Source organism: Bifidobacterium sp. LH_389 (genome assembly GCF_056357235.1).
This window is the reverse complement of the sequence record NZ_JBKEVR010000001.1, coordinates 57,603-80,607: the sequence shown is the minus strand read 5'-3', so window position 1 is coordinate 80,607 and position 23,005 is coordinate 57,603. Positions and strand designations below refer to the sequence as shown.

At 65.4% G+C, this 23,005-nt stretch carries 14 protein-coding genes and 1 pseudogene; 8 read left to right on the top strand and 7 right to left on the bottom strand.

Translation table 11 applies throughout. The annotated features are described in order from the left end of the window. The first annotated feature begins 106 nt into the window (after positions 1-106). Positions 107-1,132, top strand: a complete 1,026-nt coding sequence (locus tag AC1AZA_RS00315) for a threonine aldolase family protein (protein WP_476512761.1) — start codon at positions 107-109, stop codon at positions 1,130-1,132. 416 nt (positions 1,133-1,548) lie between these two features. Continuing rightward, on the top strand, positions 1,549-2,964 hold the full coding sequence (locus AC1AZA_RS00310) for an MATE family efflux transporter (protein ID WP_476512760.1): 1,416 nt from the start codon (positions 1,549-1,551) through the stop codon (positions 2,962-2,964). Positions 2,965-2,979: 15 nt separating this feature from the next. Here the strand turns inward: AC1AZA_RS00310 and AC1AZA_RS00305 are convergent, their stop codons facing one another. Next, a complete protein-coding gene (locus AC1AZA_RS00305; protein WP_476512759.1) occupies positions 2,980-4,152 on the bottom strand; it encodes a glycosyltransferase in 1,173 nt (390 codons plus the stop codon). A gap of 9 nt (positions 4,153-4,161) precedes the next feature. Then, positions 4,162-5,385 (bottom strand): pyridoxal phosphate-dependent aminotransferase, encoded by a 1,224-nt coding sequence (locus tag AC1AZA_RS00300; protein ID WP_476512758.1) that lies wholly within the window; start codon positions 5,383-5,385, stop codon positions 4,162-4,164. Between the two features lie 284 nt (positions 5,386-5,669). On the opposite strand from AC1AZA_RS00300, the gene purT reads away from it, so the two are divergent. Beyond that, positions 5,670-6,962 (top strand): formate-dependent phosphoribosylglycinamide formyltransferase, encoded by a 1,293-nt coding sequence (gene purT / locus AC1AZA_RS00295; protein WP_476512757.1) that lies wholly within the window; start codon positions 5,670-5,672, stop codon positions 6,960-6,962. Between the two features lie 99 nt (positions 6,963-7,061). Here the strand turns inward: purT and AC1AZA_RS00290 are convergent, their stop codons facing one another. Beyond that, a complete protein-coding gene (locus AC1AZA_RS00290) occupies positions 7,062-7,430 on the bottom strand; it encodes a VOC family protein (protein ID WP_476512756.1) in 369 nt (122 codons plus the stop codon). Positions 7,431-7,501: 71 nt separating this feature from the next. Beyond that, entirely contained in the window at positions 7,502-8,851 is a 1,350-nt protein-coding gene (locus AC1AZA_RS00285) for an MFS transporter (RefSeq protein WP_476512755.1), read from the bottom strand. Between the two features lie 151 nt (positions 8,852-9,002). On the opposite strand from AC1AZA_RS00285, the gene purC reads away from it, so the two are divergent. Both purC and AC1AZA_RS00275 read left to right on the top strand, forming a co-directional pair. Then, entirely contained in the window at positions 9,003-9,752 is a 750-nt protein-coding gene (gene purC / locus AC1AZA_RS00280; RefSeq protein WP_476512754.1) for a phosphoribosylaminoimidazolesuccinocarboxamide synthase, read from the top strand. A 101-nt stretch (positions 9,753-9,853) separates the two neighbouring features. Next, positions 9,854-13,615, top strand: a complete 3,762-nt coding sequence (locus AC1AZA_RS00275; protein WP_476512753.1) for a phosphoribosylformylglycinamidine synthase — start codon at positions 9,854-9,856, stop codon at positions 13,613-13,615. A 189-nt stretch (positions 13,616-13,804) separates the two neighbouring features. On the opposite strand, the gene AC1AZA_RS00270 is transcribed toward AC1AZA_RS00275, so the two are convergent. The 3 genes and pseudogenes from AC1AZA_RS00270 to AC1AZA_RS00260 all read right to left on the bottom strand — a co-directional run. Continuing rightward, a complete protein-coding gene (locus AC1AZA_RS00270) occupies positions 13,805-14,776 on the bottom strand; it encodes a formate/nitrite transporter family protein (protein ID WP_476513146.1) in 972 nt (323 codons plus the stop codon). 2 nt (positions 14,777-14,778) lie between these two features. After that, the gene (locus AC1AZA_RS00265) at positions 14,779-16,278 is read right to left on the bottom strand and encodes a Na+/H+ antiporter NhaC family protein (protein WP_476512752.1); all 1,500 of its coding nucleotides are present in this window, start codon (positions 16,276-16,278) and stop codon (positions 14,779-14,781) included. 587 nt (positions 16,279-16,865) lie between these two features. Continuing rightward, positions 16,866-18,434: pseudogene (locus AC1AZA_RS00260) on the bottom strand (Y-family DNA polymerase); the annotation flags it as partial. A 216-nt stretch (positions 18,435-18,650) separates the two neighbouring features. On the opposite strand from AC1AZA_RS00260, the gene purF reads away from it, so the two are divergent. From purF to purD, 3 genes are all read left to right on the top strand, one after another. Then, on the top strand, positions 18,651-20,210 hold the full coding sequence (purF, locus tag AC1AZA_RS00255; protein WP_476512751.1) for an amidophosphoribosyltransferase: 1,560 nt from the start codon (positions 18,651-18,653) through the stop codon (positions 20,208-20,210). A 117-nt stretch (positions 20,211-20,327) separates the two neighbouring features. Then, on the top strand, positions 20,328-21,374 hold the full coding sequence (purM, locus tag AC1AZA_RS00250; RefSeq protein WP_476512750.1) for a phosphoribosylformylglycinamidine cyclo-ligase: 1,047 nt from the start codon (positions 20,328-20,330) through the stop codon (positions 21,372-21,374). Positions 21,375-21,513: 139 nt separating this feature from the next. Then, positions 21,514-22,779: a phosphoribosylamine--glycine ligase gene (purD, locus tag AC1AZA_RS00245; protein WP_476512749.1), complete on the top strand. Its 1,266-nt coding sequence runs from the start codon at positions 21,514-21,516 to the stop codon at positions 22,777-22,779. The last annotated feature ends 226 nt before the right edge of the window (positions 22,780-23,005 follow it).

The following is a 23,005-nucleotide window of genomic DNA, read 5'->3' as shown; positions in this document are numbered from 1 at the left end:
GCGAACCACTATATGGGATTTCAGCGCAGGCGTGCCTACTATGGCATGCGGCATCCAATCGAGGCATCCAATCGCGGAGCCGTACATTCACGAGCAGGGGGACCACATGCTGTCATTCGAGAACGACTATTCCGAAGGCGCCCATCCGGCGATCCTGGAACGCATCGCGCAAGCCAACATGGACCAGTACCCGGGCTACGGCTCGGACGAGATCTGCGAGATGGCCAAGGCGAAGATCCGCAAGACCTGCGCGGACGACGACGCACAGATCTTCTTCCTCGTGGGCGGCACCCAGACCAATCAGGTGGTCATCGACTCCCTGCTCACCGAGGTGGAGGGCGTGGTGGCCGTGGAAACCGGCCACGTGAACGTGCACGAGGCCGGTGCGATCGAGGCGACCGGGCACAAGGTGCTCACCCTGCCCGCGCACGACGGCAAGATGAACGCAGATGAACTGGATGCCTACTGCGCCACGTTCATGGCGGACGGCAACCGCGACCACATGGTCTGGCCCGGCATGGTGTACATCTCCCATCCCACCGAATACGGCACGTTGTATTCCAAGGCGGAACTCACCGCGCTGCATGACGTCTGCCGCAAGTACGACATCCCGCTGTTCGTGGACGGAGCCCGTCTGGGCTACGGTCTGACCGCCCGCGGCACGGACGTGGCGCTACCCGACCTCGCACGGCTCGCGGACGCGTTCTACATCGGCGGCACGAAGGTGGGCGCGCTCATGGGCGAGGCGGTCGTGTTCACGCATGGCAACATGCCCCGGCACTTCCTGACCATCGTCAAGCGCCATGGCGCGCTGCTGGCCAAGGGGTTCCTGCTGGGACTCCAGTTCGACACGCTGTTCACCGACGACCTGTACACCGCCATCGCCCGCAACGCCAACGCGCAGGCCGACCGCATCCGCGAAGCCCTGACCGTCAAGGGCTACGACATGCCGCTGGTCAACACGACCAACCAGATCTTCGTCACCCTCACCGACGAACGGTACGAGGAGCTCAGCGCCCGGGTGCGCCTGAGCTTCTGGGAGAAGCCGGACGCCGGGCACACCACCGTGCGCATCGCCACCAGCTGGGCCACCACGGACGAGCACGTGAGCGAGTTCATCAGCCTGCTGTAGCGGGGAGCGGGCTTGGATCGGACGCCCGGCCGGCATCCCGGCCCCGCACGCTCCCCTCGGACCGGCCAGGAAACCGATTTCAGCCCCACCGAGATAACTACGTAGCGCGTATTTTCGATTCGTGTGGTTGCTTTTCCACGTTCCACCGGATAGAGCCGTTGGAAAACCGGCGAAACGACAACGGTTTATCCGCAGGGTCCTCGAAAATCAACCACACGAATCGGAAATACATCAGCCGCAGCGCATGCCGAACGCCGTCGACTCCGCGCATGGCATAGTTGCAACGATTGACGTGCCCTTCGCAACGACGGTCAGCCCGCCGAAACGCATCGGCATGCCGCACGCTCTCCGGTCTCCAACGGAAAACCGTTGAAAACGGGCATGAGGACGGCACCGCCGGCCGCACAATGGTCCCCATGAGCACCAGCAATGACGCCGAGCCCGGCAGCGAATCCACGAAGGAACCCACCCGAGACCTGACCCAAGGCCGCCCGATCATCCAGATTCTGATATTCTCCATACCGCTCGTGGCCGGCACGCTGTTCCAGCAGGTCTACAGCTTCGCCGACTCGGTGGTGGTGGGCCGCCTCATCTCCGACGCGGCACTGGGCGCGGTGGGCGTCACGTATTCGCTGAACTTTCTCACGCTGGGGTTCGTGCAGGGTGCGTGCGTCGGCTTCTCCATTCCCGCCGCACAGGCGTTCGGCGCCAAGGACCACGCCGAATTCCGGCGCTACGTGTTCAACGGCGTGTGGCTGTGCTGCGCCCTGAGCGTCGCGTTCACCGCGGCGTTCTGCCTGCTCGCCCGCCCCATGCTCGAGCTCATCGCCACGCCGCCGGACCTCATGGACATGGCTTGGAAGTACATCATGGTGATCTTCCTCGGCATCCCCTCGGCCGTGCTGTACAACCATTCGGCCGCATTGCTGCGCGCCGTGGGCGACTCGAAGCATCCGTTCTATTTCCTAGTCGTCTCCTGCGCCATCAACGTATGCTTCGACGTGTTCTTCATCACGGTGTGCCACATGGGCGTGGTCGGTTCGGCCCTCGGCAACATCATCGGGCAGACGCTGAGCGCCGGTCTCAACTGCTGGTGGGCGTTCACGCGCGTGCCCATCTTCCGGGAGCTGCTCTCCCCCGCCAACCGCGCGGACATGCGCTGGTCCGGCCCGCACGTGCGCAGGCTCGCCGTGGTGGGTCTGCCCATGGGCTTCGAGGTGAGCGTATCCGCCATCGGCGCGGTGATCATGCAGAACGCCATCAATCTGCTGGGTACCGCGGCAGTGACCGCACAGACCGCCGGCGAGAAGATCCGTCAGCTGTTCACCCTGCCGATGGAGAGCGTGGGCATGGCCATGGCCACGTACGCCGGGCAGAACCTCGGCGCGAAGCGGCTTGACCGCATCCGGCAGGGCCTCGTATCCGGCACGGCCATCCAGGCGGTGTACTGCGTGGCATGCTTCGTGGTGATCCGCCTGTTCAACCGGCCGCTGGTCGGCTCGGTGCTGGGCGACGCCGATCCGCGCATCGTGGACGACGCGGCCCTGTACCTGACGATCATCAGCGGCTATTTCCTCATCCACGGCACGCTCATGATCTTCCGCAACACACTGCAGGGCATGGGCTATTCCACGCATGCGGTCATCTCCGGCGTGGGCGAGCTGGCCGGCCGCGCGTTGGGCGGCTGGCTGGCCACGGCAGGGCTCGGCTATCTGGCCATCTGCTATGCGAATCAGTTCGCATGGGCGTTCGCGCTGGCCTACTGCATGGTCATGACGGCAGTGATGCTGCACCGCAAGCGCCGTGAATTCGAGGGGCTGCCGGTTCGCTGACCGCCGCTCGCACGCTCAGCCGCGCCGCGCGTCCGCGATGGCCTCGCGTTCCATGGCCACGAACTGCCGCACGCACGATTCGATGGAATAGTGTTCGCGCGTGTGCTCGGCGTACCGGGCGCCCCATGCGGCGAACTCGTGCGGATGGTCGAGCCACCAGTCGATGCGTTCGGCGAGCGCGACCGCATCCTGTGCGGGGAACAGCGACTCGTCGAGCAGGGCGAACTGGCTTGCGGCGGACAGCGGAGAGGCGGCGATGACCGGTACGAGTCCGGACGCCATGCCTTCGATGACGCTCAGCGATTCGATGTCCACGATTGAGGGATGGACGAACAGGTCGCAGGAACGCAGGAACGCCGGCATGTCCGCGTTGCGGTGGAAGCCGATGGCGGACGGGTTGGGCAGCAGTCGTTTCGCGCGGCGCCTGAGGTACCGGGCGCGCGGGCCGGTGCCGGCGATGTGCAGTTCGATCCGTTCGGCGTGCCGGCATGCGGCCACGGCACGGATGAGCGTGATGTGGTCCTTCTCCCGGGCGAGGCGGCCGGAGGCGACCACACGGTAGCGCCACGGTTCGGGATCGCCGTCGCAGCGCTGCGTCTTGGGCGTGAACCGGGGCGAGTACCCGTTGGAGATGACGTGCAGCTTGGCCCGGTAGCCGTGGTCGCGCAGCTGCGCGGCGATCATTTCGGTGGGCGCGTGGATGTGGTCGATGTGCCGGTACAGCCAGAACCGGAACAGCGCGTACATGAAGTCGTTGATGCCGGGGATCCATGCGAGGGGCCCCGCGTTGTAGCTCACGTTCTCGGGCTGCAGGTGGAAGCCGGCGGTGACGGGGATGCCCATCTCGCGGGCGACCTTCCACGCGCGCCGGCCGAAGGAGAACGGCAGGTAGACGTGCACCACGTCCGCGCCGCGGAACGCCGTGCGGAACAGGGTGTCGCTCGGGCGGGCGAATTGCATGTGCTGCTTCCTGGCCACCCAGGAGACGAGCGGCACGTGGTTCTCCCTCGCCGGGTATTCCTCGCTGCCCAGTCCCACGAGCCGCACGTGGTGGCCCTGACGTTCGAGTTCCCGGGCGTACTGCAGCGCGGAGTTGGACGTGCCGTTGCCCTGCGTGCCAATGGTGTCCATGACCAGCACGATCGTCAGCGGGCGGTCGGCGTCCTTGCGCTCTTCGTTCTCAGGCATTCCCCCATGCTACCGCGCGTCCGGCCGTTGCACGCCAGCGATCCTGTGCACCGCCTCGGCGAGGTCCTCCTCGGGCTTGAGCAGGCTCAGGCGCACATAGCCTTCGCCGGACGCGCCGAAACACGATCCGGGCATCACCGCCACGCCGGCCGTGTGCAGCAGGAAGTCGGTGAATTCGTCGGACGATCCGCCCCAGTCCGGCACGGCCATCCATGCGAACAGGCCTCCGTGCGAGTCGAGCACCCGGAACCCCGCAGCGTTGAGGCCGTCGTGCAGCACCTCGTAGCGGCGGCGGTAGCGACGGGCCAGCACCGGCACGCTCGACTGGTCGGAGTTCAGGGCCGCGGCGCCGGCGTCCTCAATGACAGTGGAGGCGAGCACGGTGGTCTGGCGGTGCACGGCCTTGGCGGCGGCGAGCACGTCCGCGTTGCCGGCCACGAACCCTCCGCGCCAGCCGGCCACCATGTACATCTTGGACAGCGAACACAGTTCAACAGCCACGTCCGTGGCGCCGGGCGTCTCCAGGAGGCTGATCGCCGGATGCGATTCGTCAAAGCCGAGTCCCGCATAGGCGAAGTCGTTCATGACCACGAAATGGTGTTCCTTGGCGAGCCGCACGGCCGTGGCGTACAGTTCCGGCGTGGCGACGGCCCCGGTCGGGTTGTTCGGATAGTTGAGGATGAGCAGCTTGGCCCGGTCGAGCAAGGCCGGATCCACGGCGTCGAGGTCCGGCAGGAACCCGTGCGCAGCGTCGGTGGGAACGGTCTCGAACCGCCCGCCCGCCACAGCGGTGGAGCCTTCGTACTGCGGATAGTACGGTTCGACGGCGAGCACCGTGTCCCCGGGGTCGATGAGCGCCTGGATGACGATGGAGATGCCCACCGACGAGCCGGACGTGGCGAGCAGCTGCGTGGACGTGTCGAGCGTCACGCCGTGCTGGCGTTCGTACCAGCCGGCTGCGGCCCTGAGGTACGCGGGCTTGCCGTCGAAGGGCGCATACCGGTAGTTCGCGGACTCGTAGGCGGCCTTGGCGAGCGTATCCTTCATGAATTCTGGCGGCTGGCCGTCCGGATTGCCCTTGGACAGGTCGATCACGTCCTCGCCGGCGGCCACGGCTGCGGCGGCACGTGCGTCCGCCTCGGCGAACGGGTTGCCGGGCAGGTTCCTCGCCCGCTCCGAAACCAGCGACGCGACGAACGATGCGGACGATGCGGACGATCCGGCAGACGGCATGATGCGCTCCCTTCGATGAATGTTCCCGACGTCCCGCCGTCCTGACGAAAGCTCTCAACGAAAAACTGCCGGCCGACCCTGTGGCGGTCGGCCGGCAGCTGTTGTTGGCAATTGGCAGCGGTTGGTACGTTGGCCCGGTCCGGTTCCCCGTCCGGTGATTCCCAGTGTAGGACGGTTGCGCTGCGCATGCCATGGCGTGGCTATAGGGGTTCCTTATGGGCCGTTACCGTCGGCCCTGACCAAGGACTCCTGCCCCGGCCACGCCCGCTCGTACAATGTTTCCCATGACTGACACGCATTCCCGCAATTCGCAATCCTCGTTCGCCGCACGTGCCGACCGTCCGCTCGGCACGCCGCTGGGGGCTCGGCCCACGCGCGTGCTGTTCTTGGGCGCCGGGGAGCTCGGCAAGGAAGTCACGATCGAACTCATGCGGCTGGGCGCGTGGGTGTGCGCGGCCGATTCCTACGCGGGTGCGCCCGCCCAGCAGGTGGCGCACGAGTCGCGCGTGCTGGACATGGCGAATGTCGACCAGCTGCGTGCGCTGTTCGACGACGTGAAGCCGGACATCGTCGTGCCGGAGGTGGAGGCCATCGCCACGTCCGAGCTGGCGAATGCCGCCGCGCGCGGCGTGCAGGTGGTGCCGAGTGCCGAGATCGCCGCGATCTGCATGGACCGCGAGCGCCTGCGCGTGCTCGCCCACGAGGATCTGGGTCTGCCCACCACGCCGTACCGGTTCGCCGGCTCCCTGGAGGAACTGCATGCCGGGGCGGAGGCGGTCGGCTACCCGTGCGTGGTCAAGCCGGTGATGAGCTCGTCGGGGCACGGCCAATCGGTGGTACGCGATCCGGAGGCGATCGACGCCGCGTGGAGGGAGGCGCAGGAAGGCCGGCGCGCGCACGGCGAGGGCGACGTGTCCCGTGTGATCGTGGAGGCGCTGGCCCCGCTGGACTACGAGCTGACGGTGCTGACCGTGTCGTCCTCGGCCGGGATCGTGACGTGCGCGCCGATCGGGCAGCGTCAGGAGTCGGGCGACTACCGCGAATCCTGGCAGCCCGCCGCCGCACCGGACGGGGTGCTGGAGCAGGCCGGCCGCATTGCCCGTACGGCCGTGGAAGGACTGGTCGCCCGCGCCAAGACGGCCGGAGAGACCGGCTGGGGCGCGTTCGGCGTGGAGCTGTTCGTGCTTACGGACGGCTCGGTCCTGTTCAATGAGGTCTCCCCCCGCCCGCACGACACCGGCATGGTGACGATAACCTCGCAGCGTCTGAGCGAATTCGCGCTGCACGCCCGTGCCATTCTGGGCATGCCCGTCACCGCCGGGCACGTGGCCCTGTCGATTCCGGACGGTTCGGTGGCCGCGAGCCACGCAATCGTGGTGTCCGGCGACGGCGAGGCCGTCTTCACGAACGTGCCAGCCGCGTTGGCCGAGCCTGGCACCGACCTGCGCATCTTCGCCAAGCCCGAGGTCCACGGCCACCGCCGCATGGCCGTCGCGCTCGCCGTGGGTTCCTCCGAGGCCGACGCCCGTGCCAAGGCCGCCCGTGTGGCCGACGCACTGGCCGTCGACGTGCGCTGAGGAACATGCACTGGGTGACATGCACCGAGCCATGCAATGGATTTGCTCAGTGTGCGCGCTTGGCCGCAGCACACTAAGCAGATCCATTGCGGCGATGCGCTACTGCAGCATGGCTTCGATGTTGTTGCCATCCGGGTCGTGAATGAACGCGGCATAATACGTCGGCCCATAGGCGGGGCGAGGACCGGGCTGGCCGTTGTCCGTACCGCCGGCGGCAAGTCCCGCCTCGTGGAACGCCTTGACGGCGGCCTCGTCCTTGGCACGGAAGGCGATGTGCTCCACTACGAGCTTCTGGTCGGCGGACTTCGGGGATTCGATCCACACGCCGTCGCCGTCCTCCTCGTTCGCGAAGCAGACGGCACCCGGGAACGCCACCTTCTTCACGTAGCCGAGCGGGGCAAGCAGCTTCTCATAGAACTCCGTGCGTTCCGCAGCATCCTTGACGAACAGTCCGACATGATCGATCATCGTTGGCCTCCTTGCAGCTTCAACCGATGGGACACTCCCATTATGCGGCACGGCGGCGGCAAGGAAGGGCATCACAGCGATTCGAGTTCGCGTCCCCGCGTTTCCCGTGCGAACAGGTAGACGACCGCCCCCACGGCCATGCACGCGCCGAAGAAGGCGAACGCCGTGGTCACCACGCCGATGTCGATGTGCTGGGCAACGTAGCTGCCGCCCACCAGCAGACCCATGAACGCCGGTCCGATCACCTTGGCAGTCGCACCGATCCCGTAGCCCAGACCCAGCGCGGTGGAACGCACGTCGTTGGGGAACTGCTCGCCGCCGAACGCGTTGAGGATGCCGAACACGCCGTCGCCGAACGTCATGATCACCAGCACGGCCGCGTAGAACGCCCATCCGGAACCGTGGAGGAACGCGGCAAAGAAACAGCCCGCCGCGCCGATCATGCCGAAGGAGCACAGGGTGGCGCGCCGGCCGATCACGTCCGCCAGCCATGCGGAGGCGAGACGGCCCGCCACGTCCGCAAGGGACACGCCCACGAACAGCAGGGCCACCATGCGCGTGGGGAATCCGAACGCGTCCTTGAGCAGCGTCTGACCCCACGACTGGACGGCGAACCCGCCGAGGATGAAGCAGAACGATCCGACGCTCACGATGGCCAGCGACCGACCGTGGCGCACGAACACCGTGCGGTACCGCGCCGGCTCGGCAACACGCCCCGCAGCGGGGTCGGGCAGCTCCCCCACCTGCTCGACGGGCATCCGCATGGCCCACGCCAACGCTTCGCGCGCCTTGTCCGGCCGGCCCTTGAGCTGCCAGTAGCGCGGCGATTCGGGCACCATGTGCAACCAGACGAGCAGCAGCGCGGGGATGGCCCCGAGCGCCATGAGTGCACGCCAGTCGTCGCCCACGAGCCCCTGGGCGGCGGCACCGAGCAGCATGCCGACCGGAATGAACACGGAGACGAGCCCGGACAGCAGCCCGCGGTGACGGGCCGGCACGAACTCCTGCACGTACGGGATGGACGTGATGTTCATGCCGCCCACGCCGATGCCCACGCCCACACGCAGCAGGGCGAGCGCCAGCCACGCCCGGTCGGGCAGGAACACGGAGACGACGGTGAAGCCCACGAAGCACGCGATGCACCACGCGTGGGCGCGCTTGCGGCCGAACCGGTCGGCCAGATGACCCCACAGGACGGCGCCGATGACCGTACCGAGCCCCGAACAGGCGAGGATGGCCCCGGCCTCGAAGCCGGTGAGCCGCCACGCGGCGGTAAGCACGGAAACGACGAAGCCGATGAGGAACATGTCGAAGAACTCGGCGATGTTGCTCATCACCATGAGCGCGATGATGCTGCGCTGGCGTCCGGTGATCGGACGCGAGTCGATCTGGGCGTAGGCGCCCGTCGTTGCTGAAGCCATCGATCCCCCTGTCTGACGGCTCCACTCTACGCCGCCGCGCGGAGGACCGCCGGCAAGGCCCGCGGCGACGGCCCGTGTGTCGGTTCTCATTGGTAGCCTTTTACCGTTAGTTCACCCAGAATTCCACTCCACAGAACATGGAAGGCGAGTCATGGAGAAACTGGAAAAGCTCTACGAGGGCAAGGCCAAGCAGCTGTACGCGACCGACGATCCGGAGGTCCTCTGGGTCGAGTACAAGAACACGGCCACCGCCGGCGACGGCGAGAAGAAGGAGGACTTCACCGGCAAGGGTCGGCTGAACAACCTCATCACCACCATCATCTTCGACCTGCTCAAGAAGCGCGGCATCGACAGCCACCTCGTCAGGCGCGTGAACGAGACCGGCCAGCTGGTGCGCAAGATGGACATGTTCCCGCTGGAGATCGTGCTGCGCAACACGGCCGCCGGCCACTTCTGCTCCCGCCTTGGCGTCGAGGAGGGTCTGCCGCTCAAGGAGCCGGTGCTCGAATACTTCCTGAAGAACGACGATCTGCATGATCCGTTCGTCAATGACGACGACCTGGTGGCTCTGGGCGTGTGCACGCGCGAGGACCTCGCCGAGATCGCCCCGCTGGCCCGCCGCATCAACGTGGCGCTCACGGAGATCTTCGCCAAGATCGATGTCAAGCTCGTGGACTTCAAGATCGAGATGGGCCGCGCGTCCGACGGCACGTTGCTGCTCGCCGACGAGATCACCCCGGATTCCTGCCGTCTGTGGGACCAGCGCGACCACTCCGGCAAGGTGGAGCATCTGGACAAGGATCTGTTCCGCCGCGGTCTGGGCAGCATCATCCCCGCGTACGAGGAGATCGAGGGCCGTCTGGCCGAGCTCGCCAAGTCCGAGGGCATCGACGTCGACTGAACGTTCCGGGCTCCCTCGCGCAGAGGGGGCCCGTTTTTGACTCCTGCCCCGGAGTCTGACTCCCGAAGACTTGCAAGACTTGAAGGAAAGGAAACACAGCAGTGGTTTTTCGCGTGTACGTGGAGAAGAAGCCCGGCTTTGACGTGGAGGCGCGTCAGCTTGCGGGCGAACTGCGCACGATTCTGGGCGTCACGGGCCTTGAATCCGTGCGCATCGTGAACCGTTACGACGTGGAGGGCATCGGCGAGGACCTGTTCCGCCGGTCCGTGCCCACCGTGTTCAGCGAACCGCAGGTGGACGACGCATCCGCCGACCTGCCCGACTTCGGTGACGCGAAGGTGTTCGCCACCGAGTACCTGCCCGGCCAGTTCGACCAGCGCGCCGACTCGGCCAGCGAATGCATCCAGCTCATCTCCCAGGGAGAGCGCCCCACCGTCCGTTCCGCCAAGGTGTACGCGCTCGAGGGCGAACTCACCGACGCGGACGTGGAGGCGATCAAGCGTTACGTGATCAACCCGGTGGAGGCGCGCGAGGCGGGGCTGGAAGCCAAGGCCACGCTGAAGACCCAGGTACCCGCCCCCGGGAAGGTGGAGGTCATTGCCGGCTTCAACGAGATGGACGCCGAGGCCGGGCAGCGATTCATCGACGAGCGCGGGCTCGCCATGGATCTGGCGGACCTCGAGTTCTGCCAGCGCTACTTCGCCGAGGAGGGCCGCGAGCCCACGATCACCGAGATCAAGGTGATCGACACCTACTGGTCCGACCATTGCCGCCACACCACGTTCGGCACCGAGCTGGACGACGTGGCCATCGACGACGCGACCGTGAAGGCCGCCTTCGACCGCTACCTCGACATCCGCCGCGAGCTGGGCCGTGAGGGCAAGCCCGTGTGCCTGATGGACATGGGCACGATCGGCGCCAAGTGGCTCAAGAGGAACGGCATCCTGAAGAACCTCGACGAGTCCGAGGAGATCAACGCTTGCACCGTCAAGGTGAAGGTGGACGTGAACGGCGAGGATCAGGACTGGCTGTTCCTGTTCAAGAACGAGACGCACAACCATCCCACCGAGATCGAACCGTTCGGCGGCGCGGCCACCTGCATCGGCGGCTGCATCCGCGACCCCCTGTCGGGCCGCTCCTACGTGTACCAGGCCATGCGCGTCACCGGCGCGGCGGATCCGACCGTTCCCGTCTCCGAGACGCTGGAGGGCAAGCTCCCCCAGCGCAAGCTCGTGACCACCGCGGCCGCCGGCTACAGCTCCTACGGCAACCAGATCGGACTGGCGACCGGACAGGTGGACGAGATCTACCACCCCGGCTACGTGGCCAAGCGCATGGAGGTGGGCGCGGTCGTGGCCGCCACCCCGGCCGACCACGTGCGCCGCGAGACCCCGGCCCCCGGGGACAAAATCATCCTGCTCGGCGGGCGCACGGGACGCGACGGCATCGGAGGCGCGACCGGCGCGTCCAAGGCACACAACGTGGAGTCCCTGGAGCTCGACGGCGCCGAGGTGCAGAAGGGCAACGCGCCCGTGGAGCGCAAGCTGCAGCGTCTGTTCCGTCGCAAGGACGCCTGCCGTCTGATCAAGCGCTGCAACGACTTCGGCGCCGGCGGCGTGTCCGTGGCCGTGGGCGAGCTGGCGGATGGCCTGTACGTGGACCTCAACACCGTGCCCAAGAAGTACGAGGGTCTGGACGGCACCGAGCTGGCGATCTCCGAATCCCAGGAGCGCATGGCCGTGGACGTGGCCGCCGATGACGTAGACGAGTTCATGCGGTACGCCCGCGAGGAGAACCTCGAGGCGACGGTGATCGCCACCGTGACCGAGGATCCGCGCATGGTGATGACGTGGAACGGCGACGAGATCGTGAACCTCAAGCGTTCGTTCCTCGCCTCCAACGGCGCCTCCAAGCATCAGACGGTGCACGTGGAGGAGCAGCAAGGCTACGCGGTGCCGGCCGCATGGCGTTCCGGCTCGCTGGCCGAGCGCATGCACGCGCTGGTCACCGATCTCAACGTGGCGTCCAACAAGGGCCTTTCCGAACGTTTCGATTCCACGATCGGCGCGGGCACGGTGCTCATGCCGTTCGGCGGCCGCCGTCAGCTCACCCCGAACCTGGCCATGGTGGCCAAGCTGCCGGTGTTCGGCGAGACGACCACCGCCTCCGCCATGGCGTGGGGCTTCAACCCGTACCTCATGGAGAAGAACCAGTTCACCGGCGCGTACCTGTCCGTGGTCGAGTCGCTCGCCAAGCTCGTGGCCGCCGGCTTCGAGCATGAGAAGGCGTACCTGAGCTTCCAGGAGTACTTCGAGAAGCTGCGCGACGAGCCGGAACGCTGGGGCAAGCCGACGGCGGCCGTGCTGGGCGCGCTCATGGCGCAGATCGATCTGGGCGCCGGCGCGATCGGCGGCAAGGATTCCATGTCCGGCTCGTTCGAGAATCTGGACGTGCCGCCCACGCTGATCTCCTTCGCCGTGGCCGTGGGCAACATGAAACGCACCACCTCCCCCGAGTTCAAGGGTGTCGGCCACCGCGTCTACCGCATTGCGCCGCGCTATCTGGCGGATGGGCTTACCCCGGACCGTCAGGCGCTGCTGGAGGCGTTCTCGCTGGTCGAGGAGCTCACCGACCCGTCGCATCACGTGGCGCTGGCCGTGTCCACGCCAGGCTACGGCGGCACCGCGGAGGCGCTGTTCAAGATGACGCTCGGCAACCGCATCGGCGTGGCGCTGAATGACGGCATCGCGGCGGACGATCTGTTCGCCCCGGCCTACGGTTCGTTCCTCGTGGAACTGGCGGACAACGAGCGCATTCCGGCCTCCTCGAACCTGGTGGACGTGGAGGAGATCGGCGTCACCACGGCCGCATACGAGTTCCGTGCGGCCGGCGAGACGCTGGATCTGGCCGACGTGCAGGAGGCGTGGGAGTCCGGCATTGAGTCCGTGTTCCCGTACCGTTCCAAGCATGTGGCCGCCGCGGCTGCGGACGAGGGCCGCACGGTGGAGACCGTCACGTTCGATGCGCCGAGGAAGACCGTGTACGCGGGTGCCCCGGTGGCGAAGCCGCATGTGGTGATCCCCGTGTTCCCGGGCAACAACTGCGAGTACGATTCGGCCGGCGCGTTCGAACGCGCCGGGGCGGACGTGACCACGCTGATCGTGAACAACCTCACACCGCAGGATGTGGCCCGTTCCACCGAGGCGCTGGCCGAGGAGATCCGCCGCAGCCAGATCGTGATGATCCCGGGCGGTTTCTCCGGCGGCGACGAGCCGGACGGTTCCGCGAAGTTCATCACCGCGTTCTTCCGCGCGCCCGCGGTCACCGAGGCCGTGCGCGACCTGCTGAGGAACCGCGACGGCCTGATGCTGGGCATCTGCAACGGTTTCCAGGCGCTCATCAAGCTGGGTCTGGTGCCGTTCGGTGACATTGTGCCGATGACTGCGGAATGCCCCACGCTGACGTTCAACACGATCGGCCGCCACCAGAGCAGGCTCGTGCGCACCCGCGTCGCCTCGAACCTGTCCCCGTGGCTGGCCCGTACCGAGGTGGGCGACGTGCACACGGTGGCCATCTCGCACGGCGAGGGCCGTTTCGTGGCCGCCGAGCCGGTGCTCGACCAGCTGAAGGCCAACGGGCAGATCGCCACGCAGTACGTGGACGAGGCCGGCGTGCCGGGCATGGATCTGGACGTGAACCCGAACGGTTCGCTGCTCGCCATCGAGGGCATCACCAGCCCGGACGGCCGCGTGTTCGGCAAGATGGGCCATTCGGAGCGTTCCGGCAACGGCCTGTACGTGAACGTGCCGGGAGACAAGTACCAGCCGATCTTCGAGGCCGGCGTGGAGTACTTCACGGCGTGACCGGCGTGGAGCCGTCTGGCTGCGGAAACTGCCATTGATTGAGGCGGCTCCACGTTGAGAGGGGCCCGATCCCGCAGTGTGCTGCGGGATCGGGCCCCTTTGTGTATTGTGCGACGACTGCTGTGCGACGTACTGTCAGGCCTTGCCACCGGTCCACCGGTTTTGCCGGGATTGCAGAGCTGCGGGTTGCTACAGGCCGGCGGGCTGGGGCGGTTCGAGGGTTTCGAGTGCGGAGTGATCGAAGGCGGAGGGCTGGTGGTTGGGACGCGAGGTGTCGTTCATAACGGCGAAGTTGAGGCCGATGAGCAGACCGCCGCCGACGAAATTGCCGAGCAGCACCACGATGATGGTGGCGATGGCGAGCCATGGATTGATGGCGCCGTGGAGTCCGACGATGAGGAACAGTACGGAGTCCGCGATGGAGTGTTCGAAGCCGAGGTAGGCGAAGACGAAGACGGCGACGATCATGATCACGCATTTGGTGAAGTCGTTGATGAGTTTGCCGTTGTAGACCATGAGCATGCCGATGTTGATACAGAAGTTGCAGAAGATGGCGCGGACGAACAGGTCCGCTATACCGGGCACGCCTTGGAGCACGTATGAGGTCTTGGCGTTCGCGGAGGCGATCATCTGGACGATGGTGACGCCGTCGGTGATGGTGGAGGCTCGCAGGAGGAGCGCCACGATGAGACCGCCGACGAGATTACCGAGGAAGCATAGTCCGAGCAGCCTGAGCGAGTGGGACCAACCGATGCGCTTGTGGTAGGCGCCGATGGACACGATCATCATGTTCGAGGTGAGCAGCTCGGAGTTGGTGTAGTAGATGAGCACGAGCGCCCAGCCAAAGGTGATGCACGCGAGCACCTTGCCGCCGATGGCCATCTGCGGGCCCAGTGCGGCGAAGGTGGCGCTGATGACGAAGAATGCGGTGAAGAAGATGCCGACGAAGAATCCCGCCATGACCGCGCGCTGTAAGTACTTGCCGCGCAGTTTGCCGGTCATTTCCTCCTTGCTGTCGAGTGCGTCCAGCACGGTGCTGATGAAGGTGCGCCCGGGGAAGAGCGGGTGCATGGCGGGGGCGGGTGCCGCGGCCACGCCGGCGATCGGCGCGGCGGTGCCTGCTGCGGATTGGGTGGGAGTTGCAGTGTTCGGATCTTGCATGTTCACGCCACCAGTCTGCCAGCGGCCCGTTTGCGCCACGCGGCTGAGGGCTGCCGGCTCGTATGAGTTGCGTCACATCGTTCGCAGTTCCGACGCCGACGGTTCGCCTGAACGGTGTGCAGGAACGAACCGGTCATGCGACAGATCGGCAACAGGTAGAGGAAGCATGCGGCCGCGATGGAGGCCATGGGCGCGCCGATGATGGATAGCGGCACGGCACATGCAATCGACCATGGAATCATGGCGGGGACGATCACCGCGGAATCCTCCAGATCGATGGCCTGACGGGATTCCGGGGTGCTGCTTGCCGCCGTTTCGTCATCCGATGATGAAGACCGGTACAATCCTGCACCGAGCTGCTGGGTGAGCATGATGGCCAGGGTTTGGTTGCAGGCGACCGCTGCCGCCACGATCGCGGTCAGCAGGGTCGCACCGTAGACGCCGATGCGCGAACCGACGGTCTCGATGCCCTGTTGCAGACCACGAAGCATGCCGGTTTGCGTAAAGATGCCTGCGTATGCGGAGGAGATGCAGACGATCGCGCCGACGGAAAGCATCGACAGCACACCTCCGCCGTTGAGCAGCGCGGCCACGCGTGCATCGTCTGCCGCGTACCCGAATGTCACGGTAGCGATCAGCCGCCGCACGTCCATGCCTTGCAGGCCTATACAGACGGCAATCGATGCCAGGATGCTCGTCAGCATGGTCACCCGCACGTCGACGCGCGCGACGGCGAGAATCACAACCAGCAATGCGGGCACGAGGGCAACCCAGTGCAGGGCGAAGGCGTCGGCGAAACGGGCGACCGTATCCGACGCCTCCCGCACCGTCCCGCCGTCGGTCACCGAGGACAGGCCATGGGCATCCGCTCCGCCGACGCCCGACGCGCCGACACCCGACCATGCTGCAATCGCATACACGAGGCATGACAGTGTGAACGGCGCCAGACCCGTACGCAGCATGAGGCCGATGTTGCCGAACAGATTGGTGCGTGTGAGCTGCCTGACCAGCAGGGCGCTAGTGGAGACCGGCGAGCACCGGTCCCCCACGTAGACGCCGGCGAGGATCGCGCCGCCGATCCACGCGATGCTCGTTCCCATGGCCTGACCGATGGACATGCAGATGGTGCCCATCGTGGCCACGCTGGCGAAAGACGAACCGATCAGTGCCGACATGCCGGCGCACAGCAGGAAGGACAGCGGCAGTATGGCCGCGCCGTGGATCGATGGCACCACATGCACGATGACGAAGGCTATGGTGCCGCCGGCACGCCACAGCGCAGTCAGCATGCCGATGAGCACGAACGTCACGAGAATCGTGCCCGCCGACCGCATGCTTGCGGCTGCGCTGCGGACCATGCGACGCATCGGCGTGTGCCGTAGCAATCCGTAGCCGAGGAACAATACCAACCCTGCCAGCAATGCGGGGATGATGGACCATCCCATGCCCACGCTGGCGAACAGCATGAGGCAGAACACCAGCATGGTTCCCGTTTCCAGCATGTGTTCCTCCTTGGCGCGTGTTTCTGCGTGTCCCGGCGTGTCTCTGCATGCCGTTCCCATCGGTTCGGTCGTTGTCTCCAGCGGGACACAGGTTTCCCCGTTCCGCCCATTGTTACCGACATGCACCGCCGTACGCGAGCGGCATCTCATTCCCACACGGGATCGTTGTGCTCCGCATAGCGGGTCTCGATGTCCCGTTCCGTTCGTTCGAGCACCGACTCGTACCCGGTCAGTGCAGCGAACGGCATGAACTGTGCGGCCCGCTTGGCGATGGACATGGACGGATGTCTTGACTGCCGAGGCCCATCCATGCCGATGATGTCGGCGTATGCGGCGGCGCCTTCCGGCATGGCTCTGTTCACCGGATGCTGGGATTGCTCCTGCGCCACGGTCTTCATACGTTGTCGTCTCGCCCTGGCATGAGCGCCCGGATCCGCCACAAGAGGCATCGGATGCAGACGCCGGGCGTCCCCGTTGATCCATGCCGGAATCTTCGCCTCCGGCATTTCGGACAGGTCGGGATCAGCCTTCGAGTCGTTCCCGATCCTTCCTTCGCCGGGAACGGTTCGGACGATCATGGACTGTCCCGCCGCATGACCGCCGATCTGCTCGTTGCGATCCCTTCCAGTGGCACCTTCCTCGAAATTCATGCCTCTGAGCACCGCGTTCCTGCCGAATTTCGCCTTCACCGCCAGCATGGCCCGCTGCACATCGTCATCACGCCGCACCGGCTCTCGCCAAGCATGAACGACGCTGCCCTCCCGTGACCGTTGCTCCGTCTGTGCAGCGAACAGATCCGGCTGCTCGTAATGGCGTTCCGCCCGATCCGTCGTGCTATCAATCCCCGTAGAAGGTGACTTCACATTCGCTGCCACCACGGTGAGGCGTCGCACGTTGAGCCGCGGATCAGCCAAACGATCGAACAGTGCCGTCATCGCCGGTACGATGACCCGTCCTGACGACGTGCGCCGCGCCAGCCTCGACCATCCGTCCGCCGCTTTGGGCGTCATACGGCGATAACGGTCGGTCGACGTCTCCTCCACGTCGTCATCGTTGCGTACCGCACGGTCGTACCCCACGTACAGCCCTATGCGGTCCGTCTCCAGCCGTTTGCCCGCAAGATCCAGAGCCAGGGCATCTGCCATCTCCCGCACGACCACCCGTGCCCGCTCGTAGGGATATGCGCAATGCAGCACCTGCCCCGAACTGATCGAATTCTCGGACGGCCGATATGCCTTGATCGCTTCGATCGTGCAGGGTTCCCGCCCCCATGCATGGTCGATGAGCAGTTCGGCGTTCACACCGAACAGACGGTACAGCAGATCCTCGCCATAGAACTCGTTGGCACCTCCCAGCGAGCAGCGGGCGATGTCCCCCATCGTCGTCAGTCCGTATTCGACCAGACGCCGGGCATACCCGTGACCGACCCGCCAGAAATCGGTAAGCGGCCGATGCGACCACAGCATGCGCCGATACGACGACTCATCCAGCTGCGCGATGCGTACGCCATCCCGGTCCGCGGGCATGTGCTTGGCGACGATGTCCATGGCCACCTTCGCCAGATACAGATTGCTGCCGATGCCAGCCGTGGCCGTAATGCCCGTCCGGTCAAGGATGTCCCGCACGATGGTGCGCGCCAGCTCGTGCGCGGTTTTGCCGTAGTAGCGCAGATAGCGCGTCACATCGATGAACACCTCGTCGATCGAATAGACATGGATGTCCTCCGGTGCGGCATAGCGCAAGTAGATGCCGTAGATAGACGCACTGACCTCGAGATAGTAGGCCATGCGCGGCTTGACAGCGAGGTACGAGGCACCGAGCGACGGCGACGAGACCAGACGCTCAGCATCCCACGACTCCCCTGACAGCCTGCGGCCCGGCGACTTCAACCGGCGAGCCTCGTTGACCAGTCGCATGCGCTCCTCGACTTCAAACAGTCGGGCCCGCCCCGGCAGTCCGTAAGCTTTGAGCGACGGCGACACCGCCAGACAAATAGTTTTCTCGGTACGCTGCACGTCCGCGACCACCAAATTGGTGGACAGCGGATCCAGCCCCAGCGCGGCGCATTCCGCCGAGGCGTAGAACGACTTCAGGTCAATGGCCAGATAGGTCCGCTGTTCCATCGTCGATCTCCTTTCTCTGTGCGATACGGTCATCGAAACGGCGACTCGGAGATAGAACTTTTGTTCGATCTCTTGCCTGCAACCATAGCAGATATTCTCGAACAAAAGTTCGACACGCGGTGGGCTTGGCGGAAAATCAGGCGTGTCGCAACAGGCATTCCGGCGATGTAGCCGCCGATTGGTAACGTAGAGCAGTATCGAAACGGCGATATTCCATACCACACGACCAGAAGGAAGGATGCCGCACATATGTCCGCCGAACTCGAAGGCATTCACGAGGAATGCGGTATTTTCGGCGTTTGGGGCCACCCCGACGCCGCTCGACTGACCTACTTCGGTCTCCATGCGTTGCAGCATCGCGGCCAGGAGGGTGCCGGCATCGTATCCAACGACCGCGGACACCTGATCGGCCACCGCGGGCTGGGACTGCTCACCCAGGTCTTCGGCGACGAGCGCGAGATCGAACGGCTCAAAGGGGATCGTGCCATCGGCCACGTGCGCTATGCCACGTCCGGCTCCGGTTCGACCGACAACATCCAGCCGTTCATCTTCCGCTTCCACGACGGAGACATGGCGCTGTGCCACAACGGCAACCTCACCAACTGCCGTACGCTGCGCCGCAATCTCGAGGACGAAGGCGCCATCTTCCATTCGAACTCCGACACTGAAGTGCTCATGCACCTCATCCGTCGTTCCTCACAGCCAACCTTCATGGACAAACTCAAGGAGGCGCTCAACACCGTCCACGGCGGATTCGCCTACCTGCTCATGACGGAGACCGCCATGATCGGCGCGCTCGATCCCAACGGCTTCCGCCCCCTGTCCCTGGGCAAGATGAAGAACGGCGCCTATGTGCTCGCCTCCGAGACCTGCGCGCTCGACGTGGTCGGCGCAGAACTGGTGCGCAACATCCGTCCGGGCGAGATCGTGGTGGTCAGCGACCACGGCTACAAGATCGTGCAGTACACGCACGAAACCCAGCTGGCCATCTGCTCGATGGAGTTCATCTACTTCGCGCGTCCCGATTCGGACATCTACGGCATCAACGTGCATTCCGCGCGCAAACGCATGGGCGCACGTCTCGCGGCGGAGGCCCCCGTGGACGCGGACATGGTCATCGGCGTGCCGAACTCCTCCCTGTCCGCGGCATCCGGCTACGCCGAGGCGGCCGGTCTGCCCAACGAGATGGGCCTCATCAAGAACCAGTACGTCGCCCGCACCTTCATTCAGCCCACGCAGGAGCTGCGCGAGCAGGGCGTGCGCATGAAGCTGTCCGCCGTGCGAGGCGTGGTCAAGGGCAAGAGGGTCATCGTCATCGACGATTCCATCGTGCGCGGCACGACGTCCAAGCGCATCGTCCAACTGCTGCGCGAGGCCGGTGCCGCCGAGGTCCACATGCGCATCAGCTCCCCGCCGCTCAAGTATCCCTGCTTCTACGGCATCGACATCTCCACCACCAAGGAGCTCATCGCCGCGAAGAAAACAGTCGAGGAGATCCGTGACTACATCGGCGCCGACTCGCTGGCATACCTGAGCCTCGATGGGCTCGTCGAGTCCATCGGCCTCAATGCGGACGCCCCGTACGGCGGTCTGTGCGTCGCCTATTTCAACGGCGACTACCCCACTGCGCTCGACGACTACGAGAGGGAATTCCTCGAGTCGCTCACGCCGGAGGATCGCGTGCGCCTGCCCCGCTTCGCTCTGGACAAGAGCCGCTACGAAGGCAACGAGTACTCCTGCCAGCAGGGTCTCCAGCCCGGACAGTGGCATCCGGAACACGGCGAAGTGACCGACGGAACCAACGCCTGACGCCCTGTCCCACCAGACCTGCCCCATCTGATCTGTCGCATTGAACGGCGACGGCACGAACCAGACATCCAGACCCATCGAACAGACCGCACAGCGGAACCCAAGAAAGGAACATCAATGCCCAAAGCCTATGAGAACGCCGGAGTGAGCGTCGAAGCCGGCTACGAGGTCGTCAATCGCATCAAGTCGCACGTCGCACGCACCGCCCGCCCGGGTGCCGGCGGCATCGGCGGCTTCGGCGGCCTGTTCGATCTGGCATCTCTCGGCTACAAGGAGCCGGTCCTGGTCTCCGGCACCGACGGCGTGGGCACCAAGCTCATGGTCGCCAAGATGATGAACAAGCACGACACCATCGGTCAGGACTGCGTGGCCATGTGCGTCAACGACATTCTCGCCCAGGGCGCCGAACCGCTGTTCTTCCTCGATTACATCGCCTGCGGCAAGAACGATCCCGTTCTGCTCGAACAGGTCGTCAAGGGCGTGGCCGACGGCTGCGTGCAGGCCGGAGCCGCACTGGTCGGCGGCGAGACCGCCGAGATGCCGGACATGTACGACCCCGACGAATACGATCTCGCCGGTTTCACGGTCGGCGTCGTGGAGAAGTCCAAGATCATCGACGGCACGACGATCGCCGAAGGCGATGTGCTCATCGGGCTACCGTCCTCCGGCATCCACTCCAACGGCTACTCCCTGGTGCGCAAGATCCTGTTCAAGGACAACGATCTGACCGTCGATTCCAAGCTGCCAGAGCTGGGCGAGGAGACGCTGGGCGAGGAGATCATCAAGCCCACGCGCATCTACGCCAAGGCACTCAAGCCCCTGTTCGCCGGCGACGACCTGCTGCACGGCGTGGCGCACATCACCGGAGGCGCCTTCGTGGAGAAGGTCCCCCGCATCATTCCCGAGGGCCTCGCCGCCGCGTTCGACATCACGAGCTGGGACGTGCCGCCGATCTTCCGCGTGCTGCAGAATCTGGGCAACGTGGACGAGCTGGAGATGTACAACATCTTCAACATGGGCATCGGCATGGTGCTCGTCGTCACCCCCGACAAGGTCGCCGAGGTCGAGCGCATCCTCGACGAGGAGCAGGAGACCCACTACACGGTCGGCAAGATCGTCAAGGACGTGGACGGCACGCGCGTCCAGCTGCACAAGGGTCTGTGATCCCATAGGCAATGCGGGCGTACACCCGCAGGACAGACACGAATACAACGTTGACGAACAGTTCCCGCGCCGGAGCGATTCTTCGGCAAAGCCCTCCGGCGATCGTGCCGGCGCGGGAACGCCACGGAAAGGCACACACATGAAAGTTCTGGTCATCGGTTCCGGTGCGCGCGAGCACACCATCGCGTACACGCTGCTCAAGGCTCCCACGGTGGACGAGGTAACCGTCATTCCCGGCAACCCCGGCATGGAGCGCGACGGCATCAAGACATCCCAGCTGTCCACGTCCAACCATGCGGCGCTGTGCGACTACGTCAAGGACAACGGCATCGACTGGGTGTTCGTCGGCCCCGAGGTTCCGCTCATGGAAGGCATCGTGGACGACTTCGCCGCAGCCGGCATCAAGGCGTTCGGCCCCAACCGCGCGGCGGCGCAGATCGAAGGCTCCAAGGACTTCGCCAAGCAGATCATGGAACGCTACGGCATCCCCACCGCCGCCTATCGCACCTTCGATGCGCTGGATCCGGCCGAGCAGTATGTGCGCGAACACGGCGCACCCATCGTCATCAAGGCCGACGGTCTGGCCGCAGGCAAGGGCGTGACCGTCGCCATGGACGTGGACACCGCCATCAAGGCCCTGGAGGATATCTTCATCGATCACCGCTTCGGCGCCGCCGGCGCCAAGGTCGTCGTCGAAGACTTCCTCGAAGGTCAGGAGTTCTCGCTCATGAGCTTCGTCAACGGCAAGGACTTCTGGCCCATGCCCATCTCGCAGGACCACAAGCGCGCCTACGACAACGACGAAGGCCCCAACACGGGCGGCATGGGCGCGTACAGCCCCGTTCCGCAGATCGGTCAGGACGTCGTGGACACCGCCATCGACACCATCGTGCGCCCCATGTGCCAGGCCATGGTCGACGAAGGCGTTCCCTTCACCGGCATTCTGTACGCCGGTCTCATCGCCACCGCCGACGGCCCCAAGGTCATCGAATTCAACGCCCGCTTCGGCGATCCCGAAACCGAGGTGGTACTCCCCCGACTCGCCTCCGACCTCAACGCCGGCATCACCGCCATTCTCAACGGCGAAACCCCGGAATTCACCTGGACGGACAAGGGGGCCACGCTCGGCGTCGTCCTTGCCTCCGACGGCTACCCGGTCAACGTCATCAAGGGTGCCCATGTCCCCGACATTCCCGTTGACGATGACTCCCACGTGTTCTACGCCGGTGTCGCCGCAGGTTCCGAAGAGGGATCCCTCGTTGCCGATTCCGGCCGTGTCCTCTTCGTGCAGGTCCACGCCGACGACATCAAGTCCGCACAGGACAAGGTCTACGGCATCATCGACAACCTCGATACGACCGGCATGTTCTACCGCCACGACATCGGCGCCAAGGCCCTTAAGTAGAAGGTTCTGCAAGAGAAGGCGCTGACGCTGCATCGGGAAGCAATAGACCCCTAAGGAACCCAGTGTTCCGCTCCGGCCGTCTGACACCATGCGGCAGAAGCACGAACCTCCGGGGTGCGGAACCGAAGGAACCGGCCGATTGCGGGAAGGGCATGATCGATCATTAGTCGGTCATGCCCTTCCCATTTTGTGAGTTAACGGCGAATCACGCCGGCAAACAGACCCA

Coding starts and splice junctions, on each gene's coding strand:
- purC (WP_476512754.1), top strand. CDS start 9,003: ATGGAGAAACTGGAAAAGCTCTACGAGGGCAAGGCCAAGCAGCTGTAC.
- AC1AZA_RS00270 (WP_476513146.1), bottom strand. CDS start 14,776: ATGCAAGATCCGAACACTGCAACTCCCACCCAATCCGCAGCAGGCACC.
- AC1AZA_RS00300 (WP_476512758.1), bottom strand. CDS start 5,385: ATGCCGTCTGCCGGATCGTCCGCATCGTCCGCATCGTTCGTCGCGTCG.
- AC1AZA_RS00305 (WP_476512759.1), bottom strand. CDS start 4,152: ATGCCTGAGAACGAAGAGCGCAAGGACGCCGACCGCCCGCTGACGATC.
- AC1AZA_RS00285 (WP_476512755.1), bottom strand. CDS start 8,851: ATGGCTTCAGCAACGACGGGCGCCTACGCCCAGATCGACTCGCGTCCG.
- AC1AZA_RS00290 (WP_476512756.1), bottom strand. CDS start 7,430: ATGATCGATCATGTCGGACTGTTCGTCAAGGATGCTGCGGAACGCACG.
- AC1AZA_RS00310 (WP_476512760.1), top strand. CDS start 1,549: ATGAGCACCAGCAATGACGCCGAGCCCGGCAGCGAATCCACGAAGGAA.
- AC1AZA_RS00315 (WP_476512761.1), top strand. CDS start 107: ATGCTGTCATTCGAGAACGACTATTCCGAAGGCGCCCATCCGGCGATC.
- purT (WP_476512757.1), top strand. CDS start 5,670: ATGACTGACACGCATTCCCGCAATTCGCAATCCTCGTTCGCCGCACGT.
- purF (WP_476512751.1), top strand. CDS start 18,651: ATGTCCGCCGAACTCGAAGGCATTCACGAGGAATGCGGTATTTTCGGC.
- purM (WP_476512750.1), top strand. CDS start 20,328: ATGCCCAAAGCCTATGAGAACGCCGGAGTGAGCGTCGAAGCCGGCTAC.
- AC1AZA_RS00265 (WP_476512752.1), bottom strand. CDS start 16,278: ATGCTGGAAACGGGAACCATGCTGGTGTTCTGCCTCATGCTGTTCGCC.
- purD (WP_476512749.1), top strand. CDS start 21,514: ATGAAAGTTCTGGTCATCGGTTCCGGTGCGCGCGAGCACACCATCGCG.